Here is a 25,301-nt window from a genome sequence, read left to right as displayed (position 1 = left end):
GTTCAGAACTATTTCTGATTGAGGATAAAAGTCCCTGATACAATTTCTCCATCAACTCCCAACCCTCTCAACTCGACCACAATCGGTCCATCTGAATCATTAGTAAAAAAAGAAATTGTCACTTCCCCTTTCTCGTCAGCGATCAGATAAGGATTCCAATAAAGTGTCTGCCTATCGTCCTTTTCTATGGTTTCCTTGAGCTGATCATAATCCAGGATGATGAAATTACTCTGGGGCTGGTACCCTTGAATCACAAATTGATTGATCCCAGGCATTCCGGAAAGGTCTTTAGGATCAAGATTATCCTTGGTATACACCGCAATCACACCATTTCGACCCTGATCTCCAAGCATGGGAGAGATCCGAGTCACCACTTCAACTCTATCTATATCGAAAGGATTGATCCCTCTTAAATTATCTGCAGCATTGGACCCAGACGCAGCCCCCAGAATACTTCCATTGAGCATGACGAGTGGCTCCATCGAAGACCCTGCAGATACCGCCCCACCACGGATTCGAATTTGTTGGATCCCAGTAGACCCTACGTTATTTACTCTCATACTGGGCACTTGACTGGAGAGACTGTTGACCAAATCTGTGTTTACTCCCGTTTTGGTTAAATCCTCACCCTTCACCACAAAATCTGGTTCTCCATAAATAGCTCGCTTAGTCTGTGGGGTTGAATTTTCAGAATTTTTTGGTTCCACTTCGGGCTCGACTGGAACTGTTCGGACTGGCTTGGCAAGAATGGTGATTTTTGGGAATTCCGGATTGATCGGTAAAGAAACCGGAGCCTTGAGTGGCTCTTCAATCTTGACCTGAAGTGGTTTACCTTTTTTATCCAAGGCCGAAATAGCCATTTTCATGGGGCCATAAAACTCCATATCCTCCACCAAGAAGGTCCCGTCACTTCCAGACTCCATATCTATCATCCCCTGGAAATCATTGACAAAGGCAGTCACCTCTGCGGAAGTTCCTTTACCCTTATCGTCAGTTACTTTTCCTTCCAGTCGTAGGCTTTTCTCAATCGAATAGGAAAACCGATCCAATCCCAGATTTTCTGGAACTTGCTGAAGATTCAAGGCTTCACTCATCTCAAGATTTCGCTGGATAGGAACCAATTGACGGGCATCCCAAACCCCTAAGGAAAGGGTAGCCGGTATGGCACGCCCTCCTTCTCCTGAGACTTTCAAAGTCAAGGTGACTTTCTCTCTTGTTCCAAAGTTGGGCCTATCCGCCTTTAGGTTAACTCCCTGATTGGTCCAGTTGCTCACAGCTTCCTCAGGGGCAATTCTTTTGTAAGGATCAAGAATGGTAAGGGTCTGCAGATAATATTGTCCAGGCCCATAATTACGCATCCAATTCGTATAAGCACGGAGAAAATACTTTTCCTCAGCCATAGAATCTGGCAAGTAAAAATCTCCCACCACGATCCCATCTCGAATAGGGAATTTCTTTTCAATGACCAAATCCCGCTCCGGGTTAATGATCTCCACATGCAAAACCTTGCTGAGTTCGTCTCTTAGGTAAGGATTGCCATAGGCAAGGTAGCCTTTGAAAAAAATCTGATCACCTGCATAGTAATAGGGCTTGTCGGTATGGAGGTAGACTTTTTCTTGATAATTCTTCGCTGTTTTGGCTAAATCCTGAAGCTGAATCGCTTTTTCGGCATTGTAGTCTAAAGGCAAAAGATTGGAAACCCGCTTCCTGTCCATATCTCCTGAGAAGACTACATCCTGAGGATTAAGTACCATTCCATTTTCTTTGATTTTCACTTTTCCTCCATTCACTTCCAACCAAGAAATGGGATAAGGGGCGTCCTTATAGGTATTGGCTTGGGCAAATCCTTTTTGGTAATGGATTTCTATTCTTCCTTTTAGGTTTAGAAAATACGTCCCGGGAGGACTTGTAGGAGTCACCAAAGGGTCAGCTTTGTATGGAACCACTGATTTTCCCAATTCATTGGCAAAAATATCCGAGCGCATATTCATGCTCGCCGATCCCCCAGCCTTATCCCCATAGAGGTAAAAACCTTCCCTCTCCGCAGTTCCATTCAATAGGGACCGAAACATATTCATGGGAGATTTCCGATATACATCAGCCCGGTTCTTTTCCCAAGTAGATCGTTGTGTCTCAGATTCAGGCTTCATCTCCTCAAACCTTGCGGCACCGACTATCTTAAAACTTGTCGGAGAATCATAAAAGTCTTTCAGGTTGAATGTGATTTTATAACCCAGATACAAGTTTTCGATTTCAATCGGCAGATCGGCTTTTGCCAAAAAAGCGTTTTTTTCTTCAGAAACAGGGAAATCAATTACCCATGGATTTAAAATCTGAGTTCGTGTAGCGGCTTCATCGATTCCGATAAACAGATTCTGAAATTTCCGAAGGTCCCTTTCCCAAGTTTTATCCCGAGAGGCCTTGATCTCCACATCAGTCAATTCCTGAGCAAATGGCTTCAGGTTAATGTTTACAGTAAGTTTTCCCCCAGCGCTTAGCGTAACACTTTTGGTTTCTGCGATATAGCCTAAAAAAGAAAATCCCAACTCGATCGGCCCTGCCTCCAAACCCGAAAGCGTATAGGAGCCATCCATGTCTGTGACCGTGGAAATCGTCGTATTGTTGACAAAGACATTACAGAAGGGCAAAGTTTCTCCTGTCTCAGCATCTTTTATAATACCTGTGATGGTTCCAGTCTGGGCAATTCCATGCAAGCAGAAAAGGAAAAGAAGTGTGATTAGAGATAAATATTTTTTCACAGTAAAAGTTGGTTTGGTTCAGTTTGAAGATTCAAATTAAGCGAAGCCTAAAGATTAATTCGGCTGATTGAGGACAAAAGTTCCATAAATCGGCTGTCCAAGATTAGTAATCCCCCGAATTTCAATCAAAATAGGTCCAGGAAGTTCATTTAATTCAAACTCAATAGGGATGGAAAGTCTTGATCCGTCACTGATCAGCAAAGGATTCCAATAAAGAGTAGGACGGTAGGGTACAAGGAAAGGGAATGATTTTCTGCTTTCTTCTGCATCAGAAAAAGGAACAGTCTTGGAGAATCCGGTAAGTTTAAAAAGCGAGTAGTTATTCATATTGGCCCGCTGCTGCTCCCCAGTTTTCAAAATGATGGAGATCACCCCATTTCTTCCCAAATCTCCATACTGAGGCACCAAGCGCCTTAAGACTTCCACTCGCTCAATATTAAACACATTGACACTTTCGAAGACATCATAAACGCTTCGACCTCCCCCACCACCTAAAAGTGTTCCAGAACTTCCGTTTGCCGGTGCTCCATTGATCAACACCAAAGGTTCTCCACCTCTAAAGCTTACAGAAACATTCGGAGGACTTCCATTGATTCTCATTCCAGCTACTTGAGCCGAAAGCGCGTAGAGGAACTGGATGGTTGTCCCGACAACATTCATATTTTCAGTCATGACCACTTTATCTGGTCTGCCATAAATCATCGGCCCGATTGAATTTTCTTTCTTTTCTTCTACCACAGCCTCCTCTAGCAGAATTTCTCCCTCTTGGATAGGCTTTACTGGCTGAATATTTGGATCGGGTTGAATTCCTCTTCTAACCACAGCAGGGAATTTTCGATTTTCCAAAACTTCCTGCTTGGGATAGGATTTTAAATCCAACTCAATTGTCCGAATTGGCTTCCCAGATTGGACAGTCGATGCCTGGAGAGATATCTCAAAATCCCCTTGAAAATTAGAGGCAGGAAATGAAAACTCCCCTTCTTTTTCAGATTTGACAGTTCGTATATCTTCGTATCCATTGATAAAGGCTTTGACAGAACCTTGGATAGGCGTCCCTGTATCGTCCAGCAATTGGCCTTCCAATTCAAATCCCTTTTCTACAGGATACTTGAAGCTTTCAATAGTTCCGATTGGCATTTTGGGAAGAAAACTTTGCTCGATGCTTTGGGGCTCTGGCACATAAACGGCCTGATTTAGATCCAAAACGGAAACAGATAAATTGGCCTGAATAGGTGAGCCATTCTCATCCACTGCCATGATATTCAATTTGACCTTTTCTCCTCCCTTGTAGGTTGCCTTATCGGAAAAAACTCCAACTCTAAAGGATTCCTTGGGAATAGTGGAAGCTTCAGGCTGGCTCTGGTGATCTAAAATCTGAATAGGGATTAAAGCTTCGCCCTGTTTGTAATTCAGTCCCCAAGCGGTATTGGACCTGAGATAAAAATTACCCGTCTCCGATAAATCAGGAAGAGCCAAATGTCCCTCACTATGTCCATCCTTGATCTCAAAAACCTGATGCATCCACACATATCCGGTAGAGTCCAGTAATTCTACATGGAGAACCTTACTCAATTCCTCCACCATCAGGGGATTCCCATAGTTGAGATAGGCTTTGAAATAGATGTTTTCTGCTGGCCAATAATGCCTTCGATCCGTATGGACATACAAGCGTTCTTGCATGACCTCAACATTCTTTTCCAGATTGGCCAGTTTGGTCAGACGGTCTGCATTAAAATTTGAGGGTACACCAAAGATGGGATTAAGATATGCAAATGCGCCACCGAGCTTAAGGTCAGTTAAGGATGTTGGAGCCCCATTGATTTTCACTTCAAGGTTTTCTCCCGAATAATCCAAAACCCCTTTCATATCAGTCCCTAAATCCACCTGAATTGGTTTGGAAAAGCTCAGTAAGTAATCCCCTCCATTTGGTCCAAATGCTACTTCTGGATTGGGATTGGATGAAAAATTTTCGGCCTTTCCTTCCATCAACATGGAAAGATAATTCTGAGGACTACGCTGAAACGCCGCCAATCTGGCCTTACGTCTTTCAGCCTCTAGGCTTTCTTCTCGGGGTAATTCAAAGTAAGTGACGGTCTGCTGAATTTTTTCCCCAGAACCCAAAATAAAGGGCTGGAAATAGATCGATACCAGATATCCAGTTTCCTTATTTGTGAAAAAAAGTGGCCCAACAGAGGCTATTTTATAGGTTTTGTCAGGCTGAGATTCAAAAATCAGCTTGTCGGGATTTAAGAAATGAACGCTTTCGTCTTTGATGTCCTTTCCCACAAAAGCTTCCCGAACTTCATCTTCTAATTTGGAAAGTTTGGACTTAGACAATTGGTCTGAGGCTGAGGCAAAGGAGCTTTCTGGACTAAGTTTCAAATCCAAATCAAGAGGAACTCCTGCTTTGACGACCACCTTGTTTTCCAAAGTTTCCCAGCCATATCCTCTAACCTGGATTACCCATTTCCCCTCCGGTATACCCGTCAAAATGAATTTCCCGGTGGAATCAGAAAAGGCTTGATAAGTCGTATTGGGAATGAAAACATGAAAATCTACCAAAGCATCTCCAGTTAATTCATTGCTGAGGGTACCGGTTATTTTGGAAGTCTGAGAAAAACCCAGTTGGATGAAAAAAAGGAAAAAAAGAGTAAAAAACGATTGTCGCATAAATCCGAATTAGGTTTCAAAACCACCTTGGGGGAACAAGATAAAAAAAAAGCTCCATTTAGGAGCTTTTAGTTTACTTTTTCAAAATTCAGAGGAGGCATTATTCTGAATCCAAATCGTCCCGATCTTTCAGCTTTTTATCCTCCACATTTTTATTCAAAAACTCATTAATCTTGTCAATAGATAGCGTAGAAGAAATCTCTCCAAAAGAGTTGATTTCCATCTTAAACCCTTTGAGTTCCTCATGAACTTTTGGGTCAGCTTCTTTTTTCTTTTTCTTAGTCATATCAGGCTACAACAGTCAAAGTATCTAATGCAAAACGAATTCGTTTGGCCACTTCTACAGAACCCAAGATAGCAAAAACTTCCATCAAATCGGGCCCACCACCCATTCCGGTCACTGCCAATCGGACAGCTTGCATCACTTTGCCCAACTTGATTCCTTCTGCTTCGGCAGTGGATTCCAAAAGGCTTTTCGCAGTCACTGCATCAAAGTTTCCGGTAAATCCATCCAATGCGACCGAATAGCTACTCAGCACTTTCACCGCATCGACATTCCATTTTTTAGTAGCTACCTCCTGATCAAATTCAGTCGGAGCCACCATCACAAAGCGGCTTTCCTTCCACAGTTCATCAGGGAAAGTCACCCGGTCTTTGACCAAGGAAATAATGGCAAAAGCCTTTTCCAATGGAATTTCTATATCCTCCATTTGAGCCGATGCCGTCAAAAACTCAACTAATTCAGAATTTGGCTTAGATCTTAGGTATTGTTCATTGAACCATTTAGCCTTTGCAATGTCAAACTTGGTTCCTGACTTCCCGATTCGCTCCACAGAGAATGCTTCCACCAATTCCTCCAAGGAAAAGATTTCCCGATCATCTCCGGGATTCCAACCTAGAAATGCCAGAAAGTTCAGGAAGGCATCTGGCAAATAGCCTTGCTCACGGAATCCAGGGGATTTTTCTCCCGAGAAAGGATCTGTCCAATTCAATGGGAAAACAGGGAAGCCCAATTTATCCCCATCGCGCTTGCTGAGTTTTCCGTTTCCATCCGGCTTCAGCAAAAGCGGCAAATGTGCAAACTGAGGCATCGTATCTTCCCATCCAAAAAACTTGTAAAGCAACACGTGCAAAGGTGCGGAAGGCAACCATTCCTCTCCCCGGATCACATGGGTAATTCCCATCAAGTGATCATCCACGATATTTGCCAAGTGGTAGGTAGGCATGCCGTCTGACTTCATCAACACTTTGTCATCCAAAGTAGAGCTATGCACCATCACCCAACCTCGAATCATATCATTTAAGCGAACATCCTCTTTCAAAGGGATTTTCACCCGGATCACATAGGGATCACCGGATTCCAATCTAGCCTTCACTTCTTCCGCGGGAAGTGTGAGGGAGTTTTTCATCTGAGTACGGGTGATGCCATTGTACTGAGGCTGAACGACACGTGCAGCAGTTAAGCGCTCTCGCATGGCTTCAAGCTCCTCTGCTGTATCAAAAGCATAGTAGGCATGACCTTTCTCAATCAAGTCCAAGGCGTACTGCTTGTACATTTCCTTGCGCTCAGATTGTCTATAAGGCCCTACGTCGCCTGGCTTCCAAGGGCTTTCCTCAGGAGCAATTCCCAGCCATTCCAAGGATTCTTTGATGTAATCCTCTGCGCCAGGCACAAATCTGCCCTGATCGGTATCCTCAATTCGGAGAAGGAATTTCCCTCCCATTTTTTTGGCAAAAAGGTAATTGTATAAGGCGGTGCGGACTCCTCCGATATGGAGTGGTCCTGTGGGAGATGGGGCGAATCGTACGCGAACTTCTCTAGACATGGGAATCAAATTCTGGACAAATAACCCGAAAAACCGGGCACGGGTTTCTAGAAATCAGGGGGCAAAGATAGGGAATTGTGGAGGAAAGGGAGAAGGATTGGAAAAGAAGGAAGTCAGGTCCTGAAAAAAATATAATTCAAGAAGAGTTTAGGCTTCACGAAATAAATGAGATTCAGCTTAATGCGATAATCTAAAACGTAATTGGTGTATATTTACACCAAATATTCACAACTATGGCACGACAAACAATAACAGTAACTGAACCGAATGATCGCTGGTTGAAACAGAAAATTGAGGAAAATGAATATGCCAGCAAAAGTGAATTAATCAATGATCTTATCCGCAGACAGAGAGAGCAGGAATCAGAACGAAATTGGCTTAGAAGCGAACTGATCAAAGGGGAAAAAAGTGGCTTATCCACTAAATCAATGGCTGAGATTCTGGAAGAAGCCAAAAAACGGTCTGAATAAATCCTATGCCGTATTCACTTAGTCTTCAGGCTGAGGAAGACCTGATACAAATCTACATTTACGGATTGCATAGGTTTGGAGAAATTCAAGCTGAGCGCTACTTCCATTCCCTGGAAAAAACCTTTGAAAGGATAGCCAAAAATCCTGAAATGTACCCCATGGCTGATGAAATAAGGGTTGGCTATCGATTTTGTGTACACGGGTCACATACCATCTATTTCAAAGAATCAGAGCAAATTCAGATCATTCGAATAATCGGAAGACAGCAGTTCCCTTGATTATCATAGAAAGTCCTAATAAAATTGCACCAACAGCTCCTACATATCCTTTCATTTTAGCTACTCTTCCCATTGGATCCTTTTCCATTATTGAATTTTCTTTTTTTAAATAAATCAAAAATGAAACTCCAAAAACAAGAATCCCCAAACCTAAAATTATGAATTTCATTTTTTCCTTGATTTTGGCAATTCAAGGTGTAATTAAAAAATTCAACTAATTCTATCAGTTTTCTTTATTACACAAAAGAGAGTTTAATTTAAGGAATTATGGAAGATTAAATCTTCCTTTCCAACCAAGCCAAAATCCCGAACCAAAATAAAAACTTCACCGCTAGTCCGAGAAATAGGTACAGGATCCAGGAATCTGGTGAGACTCCGGGGAAGAGCTGTTCCAAGTCTGAGTCGATCTCGATATTCCAGCCTGAAAAAAGCCCCTCACTGGCCAAGTAGGCCATATAGCCCGAGCATACGGCTAAAATTACCAAAAGGACTTGTGCGATTCGAAGGAAGGTTTTACCCAGAATGGCGCCGGGATCGGTGAAAGAAATGGAGGGGTTCATAGCTGGATCGTTTGGTACAAGTTACCCAAAACCAAAAAAGGAACCCAGATTTGGGTTCCTTTTTTATCTTTCTTACCAAGCGACTTAGTGCTTGTGTACGATTTTTTCCTTGATTCTCGCAGCCTTACCCTGACGACCTCTCAAGTAGAACAGACGTGCTCTTCTTACTTTACCTTGTCTTACTAGGTCGATTTGCTCGATAGAAGGGGAGATGATTGGGAAGATACGCTCTACACCAACTCCGTTAGAAACTTTTCGAACGGTGAAAGTCTCTCCGTTTGAATTAGGGTTTTTACGCTGGATCACAGTTCCCTGAAACTGCTGGATACGCTCCTTGTTACCTTCTTTGATTCGTACGTGTACGTTGATGGTATCACCGGCTTTGAAAGAAGGGAATTTAGCTCTTGCTTCGCTGTATTCCGCTTCTACAATTTTCATTAGATCGCTCATAGCTTTATGTTTTTATGCTTTCGCAGTGCACCGCCGCAGCGGTTTAAATGAATTACGTTGTTAAAATCCTGTCTCGCCTATTCCCAACCTGTGCCCTTGAGCAGATCAGGTCGTTTTTCTTTGGTTCGGCGAACCGACGCTTCAAATCTCCATTCGCTTATCTTGGCTTCATGTCCTGAGAGCAACACTTCAGGAACATTCATTCCCTCGTACTCGGCAGGCCGGGTATAAACCGGTGGAGCCAGCAAATTATCTTGGAAGGAATCTGTCAATGCCGAAGTCTCGTCGTTCAATACTCCCGGGATCAGGCGAATCACTGCGTCAGCCACTACAGCTGCTGCCAATTCTCCCCCAGAAAGGACGAAATCTCCGATGCTGATTTCCTTGGTGATAAACTTATCCCTTACCCGCTGATCAACTCCTTTGTAATGACCGCAGAGGATCAGGAGGTTTTTCTTTAGGGAAAGGTCATTGGCCATGGGTTGGTCGAAAGTCTCTCCATCCGGGGTCATGTAGATGATTTCATCGTATTGACGTTCCGTTTGAAGGGCTTCAATGCATCGAGCAATAGGCTCGATCATCATCACCATCCCGGCACCACCACCGAATGCATAATCATCCACCTGCTTTTGCTTGCCTGTCGCATAGTCCCGAAGGTTATGCATCTGAACTTTGGCTAGTCCTTTTTCTTCGGCTCTTTTCAGAATCGAATGGGAAAAAGGCCCTTCCAATAATCCTGGCACTACAGTGATGATGTCGATATGCATCAGTCTTCCAAATAAATGTCAAGTAAGCCTTCGGGCAACTGGCAGTAAACTTTTTTAGCTGCCTTGTCCACCTTTTGGATGATTCCGTCCTGAATTGGGATCAGCACTTCTTTACCCTGGTGAGTCACTCCGAGGAGATCCTGTGTTTCCAAATCGTAGATAATCTGCACAGGGCCAATCAGACCTTTGGTTTCATCAAAAACCTCGTATCCAATCAGCTCGTGGTAATAGTATTGATCCTCTTCTAGCTCAGGAAGTTCGGTCAGCGGAAGATAAACTTCCGATCCTACCAGCATTTCCACCTGCTCGATGGTATCAAGTTCCTCAAACTTTGCCAAAGCTCTACTTCCAGGCTGGATCACAAAGTGCTCCAAAAAGAAGGGGACCAATCGGCCTTTTTGTTCGAGAAAGAGGTGCTCTAATCCGTCGTAATCCTCCGGATAATCTACATCCAGCACCACATTTACTTCACCACGAAGTCCATGAACTTTGGCTATACGGCCTATTTGAAAGCACTGATCCTTGTTCATGGAAATTGATTCTATTAAGCTTCAGCTTCTCCGCCTTCTGCAGGAGTTTCGGTAGCTTCAGGAGCAGCTTCTTCGGCAGCAGCCTCAGCAGCGGCAGGATTGTTAGCAGCTTCAGCAGCAGCTAGCAAAGCCTTTTGCTCATCTTCTCTTGCTTTGATGGCATCCAAACGAGCTTGGTTCTTAGCCGCTTCAGCAGCAAGTGCCTTAGCACGAGCGTCTGCTTTTGCAGTTGCAAGCTTATCTTTTTTGCCTTCGATTTTAGCATCCTTCTCAGAGATCCAAGCATTGAATTTAGCATCAGCTTGTTCTTGAGTGATTGCACCTTTCAACACACCAATTTGAAGGTGTTTCTTCAGCATGACACCTCTGTAAGAAAGCATAGCCTTCACGGTATCAGTTGGCTGAGCTCCATTCAACAACCAGGTAAGAGCGCGCTCATTGTTGATGTTGATAGAAGCAGGGTTTGTGTTCGGATTGTAAGTTCCGAGTTTTTCGATGAAGCGACCATCACGTGGTGCTCTTGCATCAGCTACAACGACGTCATAGATGGCTTGTTTTTTTCTGCCTCGACGTGCTAATCTGATTTTTACGGACATAATTGTTTAGATTAAGTGATTGGATGGAACCCGTCCATCCTAATTTTGGAGTGCAAAGATAGGTTAATTCCTTGTAAAGCCACAAGTTGGATTCAGAATATTTGCGGGAAAGTTTGGTTTTGCTTTATCTTGCGACTCTTTTTATGGCCTTGTAGTTCAACGGATAGAACAAGCGTTTCCTAAACGCTAGATCTAGGTTCGATTCCTAGCTAGGCTACTTCGAGATTTAAGCCGGTTTGCCGGCTTATTTCATTTTTACCCAAGCTCTCCCTAAACGAGCTGCATTAGAGGCTATTTTTTCTCAGAAATAAAGAATATTTTTAGTTAGCCTATACCCCTTTTCTAATATAAAATCCTAGAAAAGAATAGAAAACCCAAATAACCCAGCCCCATGAATAGCCTTAAAAACAAGTATCACCAACTTTTTCATAAGCTTTTTGGTGAACTAAACGACGACCTCCTCGAGCAGATTATTTCCTCAGGAACCAAAAAAGAGTTTAATACCGGGGAGTATCTTTTCCACCAAGGGGATTCTGAGAGTTGCTTGTATATAGTCCTTTCTGGAAGACTTCGAGCAATTAAAGAGGATGGAAATGGAGTGAGAATTCTTGGGGATATTGGAGAAGGAGAGCCTGTAGGGGAATTTGCTTTGTTTACCGGAGAACCAAGGATGGCATCGGTCTTAGCCATTCGAAAGTCAGCCGTTCTAGAATTTGATCAGCAGGAATACTTCCAACTGGTAGCTCGAAATCCCAAGTTGGCAAATTCCATGACCCGATTTGTAATCAATAGGTTGAGGAGAAATACCTTTCAGCAGAACCAATCCTCCCCTCCAAAAAATATAGCCCTGATAAATTTACAAGCAGACCATGATTTGTCCCCTTGGACGATTGACATGGAGGCCTATTTTAAAGAAAATGGAATCCCTGTCCAGGTTTTTGATCATGAATCACAGGAAGCCCTCAGCGATCATGAGTTTTTTGATTCCTTGGAAAGTTATGCGGGGGTGAATATTCTTATATGCAGTGAAACCAACCCCAACTGGTCCCATCAATGCCTGGTCTATGCTGATTTGGTGATTCTGGCTACCGATTTTAAGGGAAATCCAGCCTTATACCAGATAGAAAAAGATTTGGATCTGTATTCCCAAAGTATCTTAAACAAAAAAATCTACCTTCTTTTCCTTCATGAAAAAGAGGCTTCAATGCCAAAGGAAACTTCCAAATGGCTGGAAAACAGAACCATCAATCTTCATATTCACGTAAGACAGGGTAATTCGGGAGATATTCGGAGATTTTGCAGAATCATCACCAATAATGCAACTGGCTTGGTACTCGGAGGAGGAGGTGCCAAAGGATATGCCCATTTGGGGGTGGTCAAGGCGCTTCAGGAAAAAGGAATTGAAATCGACTTTCTTGGAGGAACCAGTGCAGGCGCGATTTATGGAATCACCATGAGTTTTTCAGATTTTGACTTTGAAAAAATCGAGGTAATCACCCAGCATGCTGTAGAATCTAAACTTACTTCAAATGATATTTCTTTACCCCTGATTTCATTTCTATCTGGGAAAAAGGTCAAAAAGTTTGTGAAAAACCTCTTCAAAGAATTTGGTCTCGAAGACATCTGGGTAAATTCTTATTGTGTCTCTACAAACTATTCCCGTGCTTCTGCGAAAATTCATGATAGAGGTCCAATCTGGCAGCAGGTAATGGCGAGTATGGCAATACCTGGAGTTTTTCCTCCGGTGGTTATTGATCAGTACCTACATGTAGACGGTGCGGTGATGGACAATTTGCCTATTGAACCCATGTATCGATATCCGATTTCCAAAATCATAGCCGTTTCACTTTCTGGATTGATTGACCGAAAGGTTGAATTTGAAAGTACTCCAAGCAATTGGAGTATTTTTTGGGACAAATTTTCAAGAAAAAGCAAATACAAGCTTCCAAACGTGGGTTCTTTGATCATCAATTCCCTGATGCTAAACAGTCATCAAAAACAGGAAGTCACCAAATCCAAAGTTTCGCATTATTTCGAACTCAACCTGAAAGGAGTCGGCCTTTTGGATGAAAGCAAGTGGAAGGAAATACTTAAAAAAGGCTATGACCAGACCAACGAATACCTGGAACAACTTCCAAAAGAGGAGCGATTTTGGGAGAAATGATAAAAAAAGAGACTGCAAATTCGATTTGCAGCCTCTTTAATTAGGAAAAGAAAATTTATTTCAAGCTTCCGATCATATCTTCTGGCTTCACCCATTCGTCAAATTGCTCTGAAGTCAACAAGCCCAAAGCAATTGCCGCTTCTCTTAGGCTAGTCCCTTCTTTATGAGCTTTTTTAGCGATAGCAGCCGCATTTTCATAGCCGATATGGGTATTCAAAGCAGTCACTAGCATCAAGGAATTCTCCAAATGTCTTTGAATCATTGGAGTATTTGGCTCGATTCCAATCGCACAATTATCATTGAAAGAAACGCAAGCGTCACCGATCAATCTTGCAGACTGAAGGAAATTAGCCGCGATCAAAGGCTTGAACACGTTCAGTTCAAAGTGACCGTTTGATCCACCAATAGTAATCGCAACATCATTACCCATCACTTGAGCAGCAACCATAGTCATAGCTTCCACCTGTGTTGGATTCACTTTCCCTGGCATAATGGATGATCCTGGCTCATTTTCAGGAATCAAAATTTCACCAATTCCAGATCTAGGCCCAGAGGAAAGCATTCGAATATCATTGGCGATTTTCATCAAGGAAACTGCCAATTGCTTCAAAGCCCCGTGAGACTCAACCATCCCATCATGCGCTGCCAAAGCTTCAAATTTATTTGGAGCAGTGACAAAAGGATGTCCTGAAAGCTCAGCAATTTTCTTCGCAACCAACTCAGAATATCCCTGAGGAGTATTCAAGCCAGTTCCAACAGCAGTTCCTCCCAAGGCTAATTCAGAAAGGTGCGCTAAGGTATTTTTCAAAGCTCTTAATCCATGATCCAACTGGGCTACATATCCGCTAAACTCTTGCCCCAAAGTCAATGGAGTGGCATCCATAAAGTGAGTACGGCCGATTTTAACTACGTTCTTAAAAGCCTCAGCTTTTGCAGCCAAGGTATCTCTCAACTTCTGAACTCCCGGAATGGTCGTTTCCACTACCATTTTATAAGCAGCAATGTGCATTGCCGTTGGGTAAGTGTCATTTGAGGACTGAGACTTGTTGACGTCATCGTTAGGGTGGATCATTTTCTTGGCATCTTCCAAAGAACCTCCCATCAAAACGTGAGCGCGATAAGCAATCACCTCGTTGGTATTCATATTGGACTGAGTCCCTGAACCTGTCTGCCAAATCACCAAAGGAAACTGGTCGTCCAGTTTTCCTTCCAAAATCTCATCGCAAACTTTTCCAATGATGTCAGCCTTTTCTTGAGACATCACGCCCAATTCTGCATTGGTTTGGGCAGCTGCTTTTTTCAGGATAGCGAAAGCACGGATAATTTCAATCGGCATGCGGTTTTTCTCCCCTCCGATTTTGAAATTGTTGATAGAGCGCTGAGTCTGAGCTCCCCAGTATTTGTCTGCAGGAACCTCCACTGGTCCCATGGTGTCTTTTTCGATACGGATTGACATGGTATTGGTATATGGGTTTGGTTTTTCGGGCGCAAAGTTAAGACCTAAAGCCTTTTAAGCCTAAGCCGGCGGAACTTAATCCTTATCCTTCAACTGAAAATTGATTAATTCATGGAAAACTTCCCTGGAAAGCTTGACTTGTCTTTGAAAGAAAAAGATCCCTAGGAGATAATTGAGTCCACCTAAAATGAGGCAAATACTTCCATAGGTGTAGTTTTTTACCCCTGCAAAATAGAAGGCAGTAAATCCCAGCAGGACAATACTCCAAAAGCTCAAAAAGAAAATCGCTCCGGGGAATAATTGATAGGTGAGAAAAATGATTGAGCCTCTTGGCGTAGATTCCACTTTTCCCCTCATCAGTGGAAGAAAAGTTTCCCCTCTTCGAATACTTCTGGAAATTCGAAATCCTTCCTGACCGATCATTCCATTGAATTTGATTTCTGGACCGCCTTGGGTTCGGGTATCCATGAAATTCACCTCCCTAGTCACCCGCATAAGATGCCCCAGAACTTCCTTTTTGGAAAGTACACTGACTAAAGTCTCGGTATGATAAGGGAGTAGATTCAACGTTTATTTTACTGCAATACAGGAAATTTCAACATTCACGTTTTTGGGAAGCTTGCTTACTTCAACTGTTTCTCTTGCCGGAGGGTTTGATTTAAAATATTGTCCATAGGCTTCGTTGATAGTCCCGAATTGCCCCATGTCCCGGATAAAAATGGTGCATTTGACAATATCCGAGAATCCATACCCAGCTGCCCGGAGAATGGCTTCCATATTTTTCATGACAGCATGAGTTTCCTCGGTGATATTTTCATTAATCAATTCACCAGAATCCGGATCTAGGGCAATTTGGCCAGAAACATAAAGTGTATTTCCTGCTAAAACCGCTTGGGAATATGGGCCAATCGGCGCAGGCGCTTCGGTAGTGAAAATGATTTTATTTGACATAGAAGTTACGATTTGGGAATTACGATTTACGAGCTAATTAGAAGCATCTAAACCTACTTTCTTAAAAGGTTATTAGTATAATGAATTTTACAATTTTTCAATCTTGCAATTTCGAATAAAAGGCGCCGATTGCTATCTGCCCACTGCTTACTGCCTACTAAAATCTGCCTACTGCTTCTTCGCTTCATTCCAATACACATCCATTTCTGCCAGGGTCATCTCACTGAGATTTTTCCCGGCAGTTTTGGCGGCGTTTTCCAGGTATTGAAAGCGCTTGATAAATTTCAAATTCGTTCTCTCCAGCGCCTCCTCAGGATTGATATAAATGAATCTCGCATAGTTGATCAGGGAAAAAAGCAAATCTCCAAACTCAGCCGTGGCTTTTTCTTTATCAATTTCTTTCTCATCGGCTGCATTGAATTCTTCCTTGAATTCTTGCATTTCCTCCTCCACTTTTTCCCAAACCTGATGTTTCTCTTCCCAATCGAAACCAACCCCTCGAGCTTTTTCCTGAATTCGCATCGCTTTGATCAAGGCTGGCAAAGACTTCGGAACTCCTCCCAAAACGGAAACATTTCCTTTTTCCTTCAATTTAATTTTCTCCCAATTTTGGCTTACTGTGTCTGCATCATTGGCCTGCACGTCACCATAAATATGCGGATGGCGACGAATCAGTTTTTCACAAAGCGCATTGGTAAGGGTAGTTATATCGAAGTTTCCTTCCTCGGATCCGATTTTTGCATAGAAAACAATATGCAAAAGAATATCTCCCAACTCTTTTTTGATTTCCTCTGGATTTCCTTCCAAAATCGCATCTGAAAGCTCAAAGGTCTCTTCAATCGTTAAATGCCTGAGGCTCTCTGTGGTTTGCTTTTTATCCCAGGGGCACTGAGCCCTGAGTTCATCCATAATGGTCAACAGTCGATCGAAGGCAGCCAATTGCTCGGCACGGGTACTCAAATTAGACATGTCTTGGGAAACTAAGGAGAAGGTGTGGACGTTTTCGAAGTAAAGCTTTAAATTTGCGCAAATTTATCCGTTATGACAACTGTATTGATAACCGTGGGTTTTGTGGCATTGTTCTTCGTTTTGATGTCCGTGAGGCTCATTTTCTTGAAAAACGGTGAATTCAAAGGCACTTGTGCCTCCCAAAGCCCTTTCTTAAACAAAGAGGGAGCTACATGCGGCTACTGTGGAAAAACCATGGATGGCAACACCGCCTGTGGCAATCCAGACAATGAAGTGGATAAAGTCCTAGCTAAATTCAAATAATCCCTGTTCTTATTTTTTCTTTTTCAGAAGTTCATTAAACCAACTGTACGTGGCGCTCATTAAATCTATTTCAGGTATTAGAGGAACTATCGGAGGAAAATCCGGTGAAGGTCTTACTCCAATCGATGTGGTAAAATTCACCTCTGCCTATGGGGCATGGGTAATCGAAAAAACAGGAAATCCCAAAGTGGTGATTGGCCGAGATGCGAGAATTTCTGGAGATATGATCTCCAGACTGGTTTCTGCTACACTTCAGGGAATGGGAATTCATGTGTTCGACCTTGGTCTTAGCACTACCCCAACTGTTGAATTTGCAGTTCCAAAAGAAAATGCTGGAGGGGGAATTATCCTTACTGCCAGCCATAATCCTATCCAATGGAACGCGCTGAAATTGCTCAATTCCATCGGTGAATTTATTTCAGACGAGGAAGGAAAATCCATTTTGGAAAAAGCCGAAAAGGAGGACTTCAACTTTGCTGAAGTAAAAAAACTTGGTAAATACACTCAGATCGATGATTACATTGACCGACATATCCAGCATGTTTTGGAATTGGAATTGGTAGATGTTGAAGCTATCAAAAAGCGAAATTTCAAAATCGTTGTAGACGCTGTAAATTCTACTGGAGGCATTGCGGTACCAAAACTTTTGGAAGCATTGGGTGTAGAGACCATCGAAAAAATGTACTGCACTCCAGATGGACATTTTCCCCACAATCCAGAACCTCTTCCAGAAAACCTAAGAGAAATCTCCAAGAAATTGGAAAAAGGAAATTTTGATTTGGGAATTGTAGTGGATCCGGATGTAGATCGCTTGGCCTTTGTCAATGAAGACGGATCCATGTTTGGGGAAGAATATACTTTGGTAGCAGTAGCTGACTATGTGCTTTCCAAAACCCCTGGAAATACAGTTTCCAATCTTTCCTCCACCCGAGCGCTAAAAGACGTCACTCTCAAAAGAGGCGGTACCTACACGGCAGCTGCAGTTGGAGAAGTCAATGTAGTCAACCAAATGAAAGCTGTAAATGCAGTGATCGGAGGAGAAGGAAACGGAGGAATCATCTATCCAACTTCCCATTATGGTAGAGATGCATTGGTTGGAATCGGCTTGTTTTTGACCCATTTGGCAAAATTCGGAAAGTCAATTTCCATGCTTCGGGCATCCTATCCGAATTACTACATCTCCAAAAACAAGATTGAGCTTACCCCGGAAATCGACGTGGATAAGATTTTATTGGAGATCAAAGAGAAATACAAAAAGCATCCAATCAACGATATCGATGGAGTAAAAATCGAGTTCGAAAAAGAATGGGTGCATTTAAGAAAATCAAATACGGAGCCGATTATCAGAATCTATTCAGAATCTGATTCTGAAGCCACTGCGGAACATTTGGCCAAAAAGATTATTTTGGACATCAAAGAGGTGGTGAGTTCCTCTTTGATTTAACCCAATACCCCAGCACTTACCCAACCCAAATAGAATGAAAGTTTATTTTGACAATGCCGCTACCACAGCCATGGACGATCGCGTGATCGAGGCCATGCTTCCTTTTATGAAGTCTCATTTTGGCAATCCATCCTCTGTCCATAGCCATGGCAGGGAAGTAAGAAATGCAATTGAGAAATCAAGAAAGAAAGTAGCGGAATTGCTCAATGCCACACCTGCTGAAATTTTCTTCACTTCAGGAGGTACAGAGGCGGATAACACAGCCTTAGTCTGTGGGGTAGAAACTCATGGAATTACCCATGCCATCAGCTCTCCAATTGAGCATCATGCAGTGCTCCATACCTTGGAAGTATTGGAAAAAAAGGGTCAAATCAAGCTTAGCCTTCTAGATGTAAATTCCAAAGGTGAAATTGATTTAGGCCAACTGGAAGAATTACTTAAGGCGAATCCGAATAGCTTGGTGTCCTTGATGCATGCCAACAACGAAATCGGAAACCTGAACGATCTGGAAAAAATAGGAGAACTTGCCCGTGAATATGGGGCATTCTTCCATTCTGATACCGTTCAAACCATGGGACATTATGCCCATGATTTAAAAAATCTTCCCGTGGATGCCATCGTTGCGGGAGGACATAAATTTCATGGCCCAAAAGGATCTGGTTTTCTTTATGTGAGAAAAGACAAGAAAATCCACCCTTTCATCCATGGGGGTGCACAGGAGAGAAATATGCGCGGAGGTACTGAAAATGTGATCGGAATTATCGGAATTGCAAAGGCTTTGGAATTAGCCTATGAAGATATGGCAGGGCATAAAGCTCAAGTGGAGAAGGTGAAAAAACATTTCATTGAAAAATTAACCGCCGAGATTCCTGGGGTTGAATTCAATGGACTTTCAGCTGATTTGGACAAGAGTCTTTACACCGTTTTGAATGTGAGCCTTCCTCCCTCTGAAGCCAACAGAGGGATGTTACTTTTCAACCTGGATCTGGAGGGAATTTCAGCTTCAGGAGGTTCAGCATGCAGCTCAGGAGCCACTGTTGGTTCCCATGTTTTAAGAGCCTTGAATCATAATCCTGAAAGAGATTCAGTAAGATTTTCCTTCAGCAGGTTTAACACGCTGGAGGATGTAGACTATACCATCGGCAAATTGAAAGAACTCTATACAGTAGAAGTATAAAAAGAAGGGAGCTCTTAAGCTCCTTTTTTATTTCAGAAAGTTTCGAACTTCTTCAATTACAGCTTCGGGCTGCTCAGCGTGAAGCCAATGCCCTGCATTTGGAACAAACTCTAAGTTGTAATTTGGGAAATGGGAAGCAATATCCTCAATATCTTTCTGTTGGATATACTTGGAATTTCCTCCACCTAAAAACAGGGTTGGCCCTAAATACTTTGCCCAATCAGCCAATTCTTGACCAACCTCTTCAATGTTTGCTGTGATCACCGGAAGATTGACTTTCCAGACAAAGCCATCCGCATTTCTTGCCAAACTTTTCAATAAAAACTGCCTAGTACCCAAATCTGGAATGTATTTAGCCAATTGATCATCTGCTTCCTTTCGACTTTTGATTTCTTTCAACTGGATAGAATTTAACCCTTCCAAGATTGTCTCATGGTGGACAGGATAATAGCGAGGAGCAATATCGGCTACGATTAATTTTTCCACCCGCTCAGGATAAGTGCAGGCAAAATTCATCACCGTCTTTCCCCCCATGGAATGCCCCATCAAAAAGACCTTTTCCAAGCCTTCATCATCCAATAGCTCTTTCAAATCCTCCACCATGACCTGATAATTCCATTGGTCTGAGTGCGGGGAATCCCCATGATTTCTTTGGTCTACCAGATAGAGCGTATAGGTTTTTTCTAATTCCCGGGCGATAGAAAACCAGTTATCAGCAGATCCAAAAAGACCATGTAAAATCACGAAAGGCTTTCCTGAGCCGAGTTTTTTGAAGTTTAATTTCATCTTGATTTACGATGTACGAATTACGATTTACGAGGCTCTTTTTAGCAAAAAGGCCTTATCCACAACGAATCCTTATCACTTATTAAATTTTCAAATCTTAAAATTTTTCAATTTTAAAATTACTTACTCCTCCAACTGCCTTCGATACATTTGGATCGTATTTTCCAGTCCAAAGTACAGTGCATCACAGATCAGGGCATGGCCAATGGAGACTTCTTCCAGCCAAGGAATGCTCTTTTTCAAGAAGGCTAAATTATGCAGATCCAAATCATGACCGGCGTTGAGACCCAAGCCTAATTCTCGGGCTATTTTTGAAACCTCGACATAAGGTCTTACTGCTAGCTCTCGGTTTTGATGGTAATTAGAGGCATAGGGCTCAGTGTAAAGCTCGACTCGGTCAGTCCCAGTTAATTTTGCCGGTTCGAAATATTTTGCCTCGGGATTGATAAAAATGGAAACTCGGGTACCGATTTCCTTCAGTTCGGCAACAATATCTTTCAGCATGCTTTGATGAGCGATCGTATCCCAACCTGTATTCGAAGTAATCGCATCAGGAGGATCAGGTACCAGGGTCGCCTGAGCTGGCTTAACTTCCCGAATCAACTGCATGAATCGCTGATCGGGATAGCCTTCAATATTGAATTCGGTAGTTACAACCTTTGCCAAATCCAGACAATCTTGGTAGCGAATGTGGCGCTCGTCAGGCCTCGGGTGGACCGTAATCCCTTCTGCTCCAAATCGCTCGCAGTCCAATGCCACCTGGACTACATTCGGATTATTTGCCCCTCTGGCATTCCTCAAAGTGGCGATCTTATTGATATTTACACTCAGTTTTGTCATATCAGGTAGGAAAAAAGGGTATTTTTACCCAGTATTTTTGATGTAACACAAACTTAGGACTAATGAGTTTAAAGCAGAAAGTAGAAAGTGAAATTAAATCAGCAATGATCGCTAAAGACAAGGTGAGATTGACTGCCTTGCGGGCAATCAAATCTTTGATTCTTTTGGAAGAAACCAAAGAGGGATATTCGGGCTCTCTGAGCGCTGATGAGGAAATGAAACTCTTGACCAAGGCAGCCAAGCAAAGAAAAGACTCCGCTGAAATTTACGAAAATCAGGGAAGAGCAGACCTTTTGGAAGTGGAGCAAGCTGAATTGGCGGTTATACAGGAGTTTTTGCCAAAAGCCATGACCGATGAGGAACTAACCTTGGCCATTCAGGAAATTATAAATGTCACGGGAGCAGTAAGCGCCAAGGACATGGGAAAAGTAATGGGAGTTGCAAGCAAGCAATTAGCGGGAAAAGCTGATGGAAAAGCTATTGCAGACAAGGTGAAAACCCTATTGAATTCTTAAGTTGGCAGCAGTAGATATTGTCATACTGATTTTGATTGTATTAGGAGCCTATGAGGGCTACAAGAAAGGCCTGTTGATGGGCATTGTAGGTCTCATAGGTTTTATTTTGGCCATAATTTTAGGAGTGTATTTCATGGATCCAGTGAGTAAATGGCTTGCTGAAAGATTGGATGATTTGACCTTCGCTTTCCCTATCATAGCGTTTTTGATAGTTTTTTTGATCACCCTAATCCTAGTCAATACTGCAGGTTGGGTGTTAAAACAAGTAATGGATATGATCCTTTTAGGAGGATTGGACAGTATAGCCGGGGCGATTTTGGGAATCGTGAAAACCGGATTTTTTATCAGCCTTTTTATTTGGCTCTCCTTCCAGTTTGATTTAAAGATGCCCCGAGAGTGGAGAAAAGACAGCGAGTTTCTTCAATATATTGAGCCCTTGGCTCCAGGAGTGATTTGGGTACTTGAGCCCGTAGTTCCAAAAATCAAGGAACTGGAAAAAACCATTGAGGAAATTGTAAATGACTTTAGAAAAGAGGCCGAGAAGGTCTAAAAATTCAGAAAATTGACATGATTATCTAAGGTCAATAACCTCAATTCCTGGATATTTTTTGGGATCAAAAACAAAATAGTCCACCGGTAGATTTGGAGCAGCTTTAAGGTTTTTGAAGGTATAGGTAAATACTCCTCCTTGCCCATCAAACATTTCCCAACCCAATAAATCTTTGGAGGTTTTATCCACCATCAATTTGACTTGCTTGAATGGAGCATCAGTCTTTTGGGCAATCAACTCCACGACATTGACTGTTTTCCCTTGGTAAGACTTATCAGCCAAAAGTCGATAATTGAAGCCGCTTTGATACATTTTGTAAATATTGGAAGGAGTCAATTCACCTTCCATTTGAGAGACATCGTTGATGGTAACTTCTTTGTAAGTTTCTGTCTGGATAAAAGTCCAAACCGTCTTCCCATCATTGTAAATTTCCTGATCAGGAAGTTTGAGTCTATATTTTTCCCCTTTCACGGCTAGCTCGCCAGTTTGGCGATCTCCAGTTCCAGCTCCATCTGCATAGGTGTAGTCAAAGCCAGCAGTAAAGCCATTCATGCTTTGATACTTTTGACTCATCGCATCCAAAACCGTTTTGGCCTTTGGGTCTTTTTGAGCTTGAAGTTTAAGCGGGGCTAATCCAATAAAAAAAAGGAGGAATAAGGAAAGTACTAATCTCATGAATCAAGGGCAACTGCTTGGAAAAAACAGCGATTACAAACTATTCAATAACCGTTCCAAACTACCTTCATCTTGGATGAGCACTTCTCGGGCTTTTGAGCCTTCAAAAGGCCCTACGATGCCTGCAGCCTCCAATTGATCAACAATTCTTCCGGCTCTGTTGTAGCCAAGTTTCAGTTTTCTCTGAATCAAAGAGGTACTTCCTTGCTGGTGCAAAACAATCAATCTAGCGGCTTCATCAAAAAGTGGATCACGGTCCGAAAGGTCTACATCAGAAGCTGAACCATCCCCGTCTTCTCCCTCAAATTCTGGAAGCATATAAGCCGAAGAATATCCTTTCTGCTCTCCAATCCAATCACAGATAGAATCTACTTCAGGCGTATCTAGGAAAGCACACTGGATTCGTGTCATTTCTGATCCCACAGAAAGAAGCATATCTCCCATGCCTATCAATTGGTCTGCGCCACCGGCATCCAAAATTGTTCTGGAGTCTATTTTCGAAGTTACCCGGAAAGAAAGTCGTGCTGGGAAATTAGCCTTAATGATACCTGTGATCACGTTAACGGATGGTCTCTGAGTAGCTACTACCAGGTGAATTCCAATCGCTCTTGCCAACTGGGCCAATCTCGCAATAGGCCCTTCAATTTCCTTCCCCGCCGTCATCATCAAATCCGCCAACTCGTCAATAACGAGGACGATATACGGCATAAAGTGATGCCCTTTTTCAGGGTTCAGCTTTCTTGCGATAAACTTCGCATTGTACTCTTTGAGGTTTCTACAACCGGCATCTTTGAGGAGATTGTATCGGTTATCCATCTCAATACAAAGGGAGTTTAGGGTATAAATTACCTTTTTGGTATCGGTGATAATCGCCTCTTCGGACCCTGGAAGCTTAGCTAAAAAGTGTCTCTCAATTTTATTGAAAAGGGTTAATTCGACCTTTTTAGGATCAACCAAGACAAATTTGAGCTGAGAAGGATGTTTTTTGTATATCAAGGAGGCCAGAATCATATTTAGCCCGACAGACTTACCCTGCCCGGTAGCACCGGCCATCAGCAAGTGAGGCATCTTGGCCAAATCAGCCACAAAAACCTCATTGGAAATAGTTTTGCCCAAGGCTATTGGCAGGTCCTTGTCAGACTTCATGAACTTTTCCGTTCCAATCACAGCCCGAGCAGGAACCAATTCTCTGTTCTTATTTGGAACCTCAATACCGATAGTTCCTTTTCCAGGAATCGGGGCAATAATTCGAATTCCCAAAGCAGCCAAGCTCAAGGCGATATCGTCTTCCAAATTTTTGATCTTGGAGATCTTTACACCCGGATTTGGAACAATCTCATATAAGGTAACAGTTGGTCCAATCGTAGCCTGAATTCCCTGAATTCCAATCTGGAAATTTTCAAGTGTAGTAACGATTTTATCCTTGTTCTCCTCCAACTCCTGACGAGATACCGTAACCTTTTTTACATCATACTCATTGAGCAGATCCAAGGTAGGATACTGGTATCTTGGCAAATCCAAGGTAGGATCATACGGGTCAAGATTTTCGACTTCAGCGGCAGTTTTTTCTACCTCAGGAGCTTTTTGTACAGTAAAGTTTCCTGAGCGGATTTCCTGCTTGGCTGCCCCTTCTTCTAAAAGATTCACTTGAGGAACATCAAAAAGATCGAGTTCATCTTCTTCCTCAGGCTCCTCGACAAAAGTTTCGATTTGTTCTTCCTCCCTTTCCAGATTCTTTATTTCCCAAGAACTTCCATCATCAGCGATATCCTCTTCTTCCATTTCTTCCTCGAGTTCTTCATCTGTTAGGAAAGGATTTGGTGCCTTTGTTTTATCCGAAGAAAGTGAAGGTTCATCGCCTTCGTCTTCATTCTCTTTAGAGGAAAACCAATTCAATTGATCTACTCCAAAAAAGAGTACTACAAAAATCAAGAAGGCTCCAGCAATCAATATGAAGGTTCCCATCCCCAAGAAGTCGGAGGAAAGTTTCGCCAATTCATATCCTAAGCCTCCGGAAATAAAACTCCAATAGGAATACCCCTCCACCAAAATGACAATGTACCCTGTCAATAAGCCAATCCACGCTGTAGAAAACAAAGCGAAAACTGAATATCTCATCAGGGAAATAGGAGAGAACTTAAAAGTCCAACGGAAACCTACTAGAAATAAAAATGGAGGAATAAAAAAGGCCGCTATACCAAACCAACGATAGATCAACCAATGAGAAGCCTGTGCTCCTAAATATCCCAGCCAATTCTGTGATTCTCTTGCTGCATCTCGAACTGCCTGATCTGGATTATTGAAAACCAAACTTTGATCTTCAGGACCATTCAACAAATAGGAGGCAAAAGCAATCAATAAAAAGATGCTTACCGAGATCATGGTAATTCCCAAAACCAATGAAAGCTGTTTGAACTTTACGTTTTCAAAAGAAAAAGAAGTCCCTTTTGACTTAGACGAGCTTTTAGGGCTATTCTCGGATTTCTTTCGAAAGGTGTTGGTTTTCGGTGTAGCTGATGCCATTTAGGTGGAAATACAGTTTTAAGTTTAGCCAAAAGGCTACAG

26 protein-coding genes and 1 tRNA gene are annotated in these 25,301 nt (G+C 42.5%); 9 read left to right on the top strand and 18 right to left on the bottom strand.

The window, feature by feature from the left end:
- Positions 1–8 precede the first annotated feature (8 nt).
- The 4 genes from DFQ04_RS10375 to gltX all read right to left on the bottom strand — a co-directional run bounded on the left by DFQ04_RS10375 (position 9) and on the right by gltX (position 7,255).
- Positions 9–2,759, bottom strand: coding sequence for a TonB-dependent receptor (locus DFQ04_RS10375; RefSeq protein ID WP_133555507.1), 2,751 nt, complete (start codon positions 2,757–2,759; stop codon positions 9–11).
- A 54-nt stretch (positions 2,760–2,813) separates the two neighbouring features.
- Positions 2,814–5,429, bottom strand: a complete 2,616-nt coding sequence (locus DFQ04_RS10370; protein WP_133555505.1) for a carboxypeptidase regulatory-like domain-containing protein — start codon at positions 5,427–5,429, stop codon at positions 2,814–2,816.
- A 100-nt stretch (positions 5,430–5,529) separates the two neighbouring features.
- The gene (locus DFQ04_RS10365) at positions 5,530–5,715 is read right to left on the bottom strand and encodes a hypothetical protein (protein WP_133555503.1); all 186 of its coding nucleotides are present in this window, start codon (positions 5,713–5,715) and stop codon (positions 5,530–5,532) included.
- Between the two features lies 1 nt (position 5,716).
- The gene (gene gltX, locus DFQ04_RS10360; protein ID WP_133555501.1) at positions 5,717–7,255 is read right to left on the bottom strand and encodes a glutamate--tRNA ligase; all 1,539 of its coding nucleotides are present in this window, start codon (positions 7,253–7,255) and stop codon (positions 5,717–5,719) included.
- A gap of 233 nt (positions 7,256–7,488) precedes the next feature.
- Here gltX and DFQ04_RS10355 point away from each other — a divergent pair, with 233 nt between their 5' ends.
- Positions 7,489–7,725: a ribbon-helix-helix domain-containing protein gene (locus DFQ04_RS10355; RefSeq protein ID WP_133555499.1), complete on the top strand. Its 237-nt coding sequence runs from the start codon at positions 7,489–7,491 to the stop codon at positions 7,723–7,725.
- A 5-nt stretch (positions 7,726–7,730) separates the two neighbouring features.
- Positions 7,731–8,003, top strand: coding sequence for a type II toxin-antitoxin system RelE/ParE family toxin (locus DFQ04_RS10350; protein WP_133555497.1), 273 nt, complete (start codon positions 7,731–7,733; stop codon positions 8,001–8,003).
- Here the strand turns inward: DFQ04_RS10350 and DFQ04_RS10345 are convergent.
- From DFQ04_RS10345 to DFQ04_RS10320, 6 genes are all read right to left on the bottom strand, one after another.
- A complete protein-coding gene (locus tag DFQ04_RS10345) occupies positions 7,969–8,172 on the bottom strand; it encodes a hypothetical protein (RefSeq protein WP_133555495.1) in 204 nt (67 codons plus the stop codon). The genes DFQ04_RS10350 and DFQ04_RS10345 overlap by 35 nt on opposite strands.
- Before the next feature lie 106 nt (positions 8,173–8,278).
- Entirely contained in the window at positions 8,279–8,563 is a 285-nt protein-coding gene (locus tag DFQ04_RS10340; protein WP_133555493.1) for a hypothetical protein, read from the bottom strand.
- Positions 8,564–8,647: 84 nt separating this feature from the next.
- On the bottom strand, positions 8,648–9,013 hold the full coding sequence (gene rplS, locus DFQ04_RS10335; protein WP_133555491.1) for a 50S ribosomal protein L19: 366 nt from the start codon (positions 9,011–9,013) through the stop codon (positions 8,648–8,650).
- Positions 9,014–9,090: 77 nt separating this feature from the next.
- Positions 9,091–9,780, bottom strand: a complete 690-nt coding sequence (gene trmD / locus DFQ04_RS10330) for a tRNA (guanosine(37)-N1)-methyltransferase TrmD (protein ID WP_133555490.1) — start codon at positions 9,778–9,780, stop codon at positions 9,091–9,093.
- Complete coding sequence (rimM, locus tag DFQ04_RS10325) at positions 9,780–10,310, bottom strand: ribosome maturation factor RimM (protein ID WP_133555489.1); 531 nt, start codon at positions 10,308–10,310, stop codon at positions 9,780–9,782. Before rimM ends, trmD begins: the two co-directional genes overlap by 1 nt.
- A 14-nt stretch (positions 10,311–10,324) precedes the next feature.
- Positions 10,325–10,906 carry a 30S ribosomal protein S16 gene (locus DFQ04_RS10320; RefSeq protein WP_133555488.1) on the bottom strand — a complete coding sequence of 194 codons (582 nt, stop codon included), beginning with the start codon at positions 10,904–10,906 and terminating at the stop codon, positions 10,325–10,327.
- A 145-nt stretch (positions 10,907–11,051) separates the two neighbouring features.
- Between DFQ04_RS10320 and DFQ04_RS10315 the strand changes: the two genes are divergently transcribed.
- A tRNA-Arg gene (locus tag DFQ04_RS10315) sits at positions 11,052–11,123 on the top strand.
- Between the two features lie 174 nt (positions 11,124–11,297).
- On the top strand, positions 11,298–13,070 hold the full coding sequence (locus tag DFQ04_RS10310) for a patatin-like phospholipase family protein (RefSeq protein WP_133555487.1): 1,773 nt from the start codon (positions 11,298–11,300) through the stop codon (positions 13,068–13,070).
- A gap of 55 nt (positions 13,071–13,125) precedes the next feature.
- Here DFQ04_RS10310 and fumC read toward each other — a convergent pair whose 3' ends face one another.
- From fumC to mazG, 4 genes are all read right to left on the bottom strand, one after another.
- Entirely contained in the window at positions 13,126–14,526 is a 1,401-nt protein-coding gene (gene fumC / locus DFQ04_RS10305; protein ID WP_133555485.1) for a class II fumarate hydratase, read from the bottom strand.
- 75 nt (positions 14,527–14,601) lie between these two features.
- Positions 14,602–15,093, bottom strand: a complete 492-nt coding sequence (locus DFQ04_RS10300; RefSeq protein WP_133555483.1) for a hypothetical protein — start codon at positions 15,091–15,093, stop codon at positions 14,602–14,604.
- Positions 15,094–15,096: 3 nt separating this feature from the next.
- Entirely contained in the window at positions 15,097–15,477 is a 381-nt protein-coding gene (locus tag DFQ04_RS10295; RefSeq protein ID WP_133555481.1) for a RidA family protein, read from the bottom strand.
- A 168-nt stretch (positions 15,478–15,645) separates the two neighbouring features.
- A complete protein-coding gene (gene mazG, locus DFQ04_RS10290) occupies positions 15,646–16,446 on the bottom strand; it encodes a nucleoside triphosphate pyrophosphohydrolase (RefSeq protein WP_133555479.1) in 801 nt (266 codons plus the stop codon).
- A gap of 72 nt (positions 16,447–16,518) precedes the next feature.
- On the opposite strand from mazG, the gene DFQ04_RS10285 reads away from it, so the two are divergent.
- Genes DFQ04_RS10285 through DFQ04_RS10275 form a run of 3 tightly spaced genes read left to right on the top strand, consistent with a single transcriptional unit; the run spans position 16,519 to position 19,370 of the window.
- A complete protein-coding gene (locus DFQ04_RS10285; RefSeq protein WP_133555477.1) occupies positions 16,519–16,749 on the top strand; it encodes a hypothetical protein in 231 nt (76 codons plus the stop codon).
- A 49-nt stretch (positions 16,750–16,798) separates the two neighbouring features.
- On the top strand, positions 16,799–18,193 hold the full coding sequence (gene glmM, locus DFQ04_RS10280) for a phosphoglucosamine mutase (RefSeq protein WP_133555475.1): 1,395 nt from the start codon (positions 16,799–16,801) through the stop codon (positions 18,191–18,193).
- Positions 18,194–18,227: 34 nt separating this feature from the next.
- Positions 18,228–19,370 (top strand): cysteine desulfurase family protein, encoded by a 1,143-nt coding sequence (locus DFQ04_RS10275; protein WP_133555473.1) that lies wholly within the window; start codon positions 18,228–18,230, stop codon positions 19,368–19,370.
- Positions 19,371–19,397: 27 nt separating this feature from the next.
- Here the strand turns inward: DFQ04_RS10275 and DFQ04_RS10270 are convergent, their stop codons facing one another.
- The gene (locus DFQ04_RS10270; RefSeq protein WP_133555471.1) at positions 19,398–20,156 is read right to left on the bottom strand and encodes an alpha/beta fold hydrolase; all 759 of its coding nucleotides are present in this window, start codon (positions 20,154–20,156) and stop codon (positions 19,398–19,400) included.
- A 123-nt stretch (positions 20,157–20,279) separates the two neighbouring features.
- Complete coding sequence (locus DFQ04_RS10265) at positions 20,280–20,996, bottom strand: pyridoxine 5'-phosphate synthase (RefSeq protein WP_133555469.1); 717 nt, start codon at positions 20,994–20,996, stop codon at positions 20,280–20,282.
- A gap of 62 nt (positions 20,997–21,058) precedes the next feature.
- On the opposite strand from DFQ04_RS10265, the gene DFQ04_RS10260 reads away from it, so the two are divergent.
- Both DFQ04_RS10260 and DFQ04_RS10255 read left to right on the top strand, forming a co-directional pair.
- Positions 21,059–21,511 carry a GatB/YqeY domain-containing protein gene (locus DFQ04_RS10260; RefSeq protein ID WP_133555467.1) on the top strand — a complete coding sequence of 151 codons (453 nt, stop codon included), beginning with the start codon at positions 21,059–21,061 and terminating at the stop codon, positions 21,509–21,511.
- 1 nt (position 21,512) lies between these two features.
- A complete protein-coding gene (locus DFQ04_RS10255; RefSeq protein ID WP_166637302.1) occupies positions 21,513–22,061 on the top strand; it encodes a CvpA family protein in 549 nt (182 codons plus the stop codon).
- A gap of 21 nt (positions 22,062–22,082) precedes the next feature.
- On the opposite strand, the gene DFQ04_RS10250 is transcribed toward DFQ04_RS10255, so the two are convergent.
- Positions 22,083–22,736: a LolA family protein gene (locus DFQ04_RS10250; RefSeq protein WP_133555463.1), complete on the bottom strand. Its 654-nt coding sequence runs from the start codon at positions 22,734–22,736 to the stop codon at positions 22,083–22,085.
- A gap of 33 nt (positions 22,737–22,769) precedes the next feature.
- A complete protein-coding gene (locus DFQ04_RS10245) occupies positions 22,770–25,259 on the bottom strand; it encodes an FtsK/SpoIIIE family DNA translocase (protein WP_133555461.1) in 2,490 nt (829 codons plus the stop codon).
- Positions 25,260–25,301 lie beyond the last annotated feature (42 nt).

The organism is Algoriphagus boseongensis (assembly GCF_004362805.1).
GTDB classification, from domain to species: domain Bacteria; phylum Bacteroidota; class Bacteroidia; order Cytophagales; family Cyclobacteriaceae; genus Algoriphagus; species Algoriphagus boseongensis.
The sequence above is the reverse complement of the archived record's forward strand: the minus strand, read 5'-3'. Positions and strand labels throughout refer to the sequence as shown.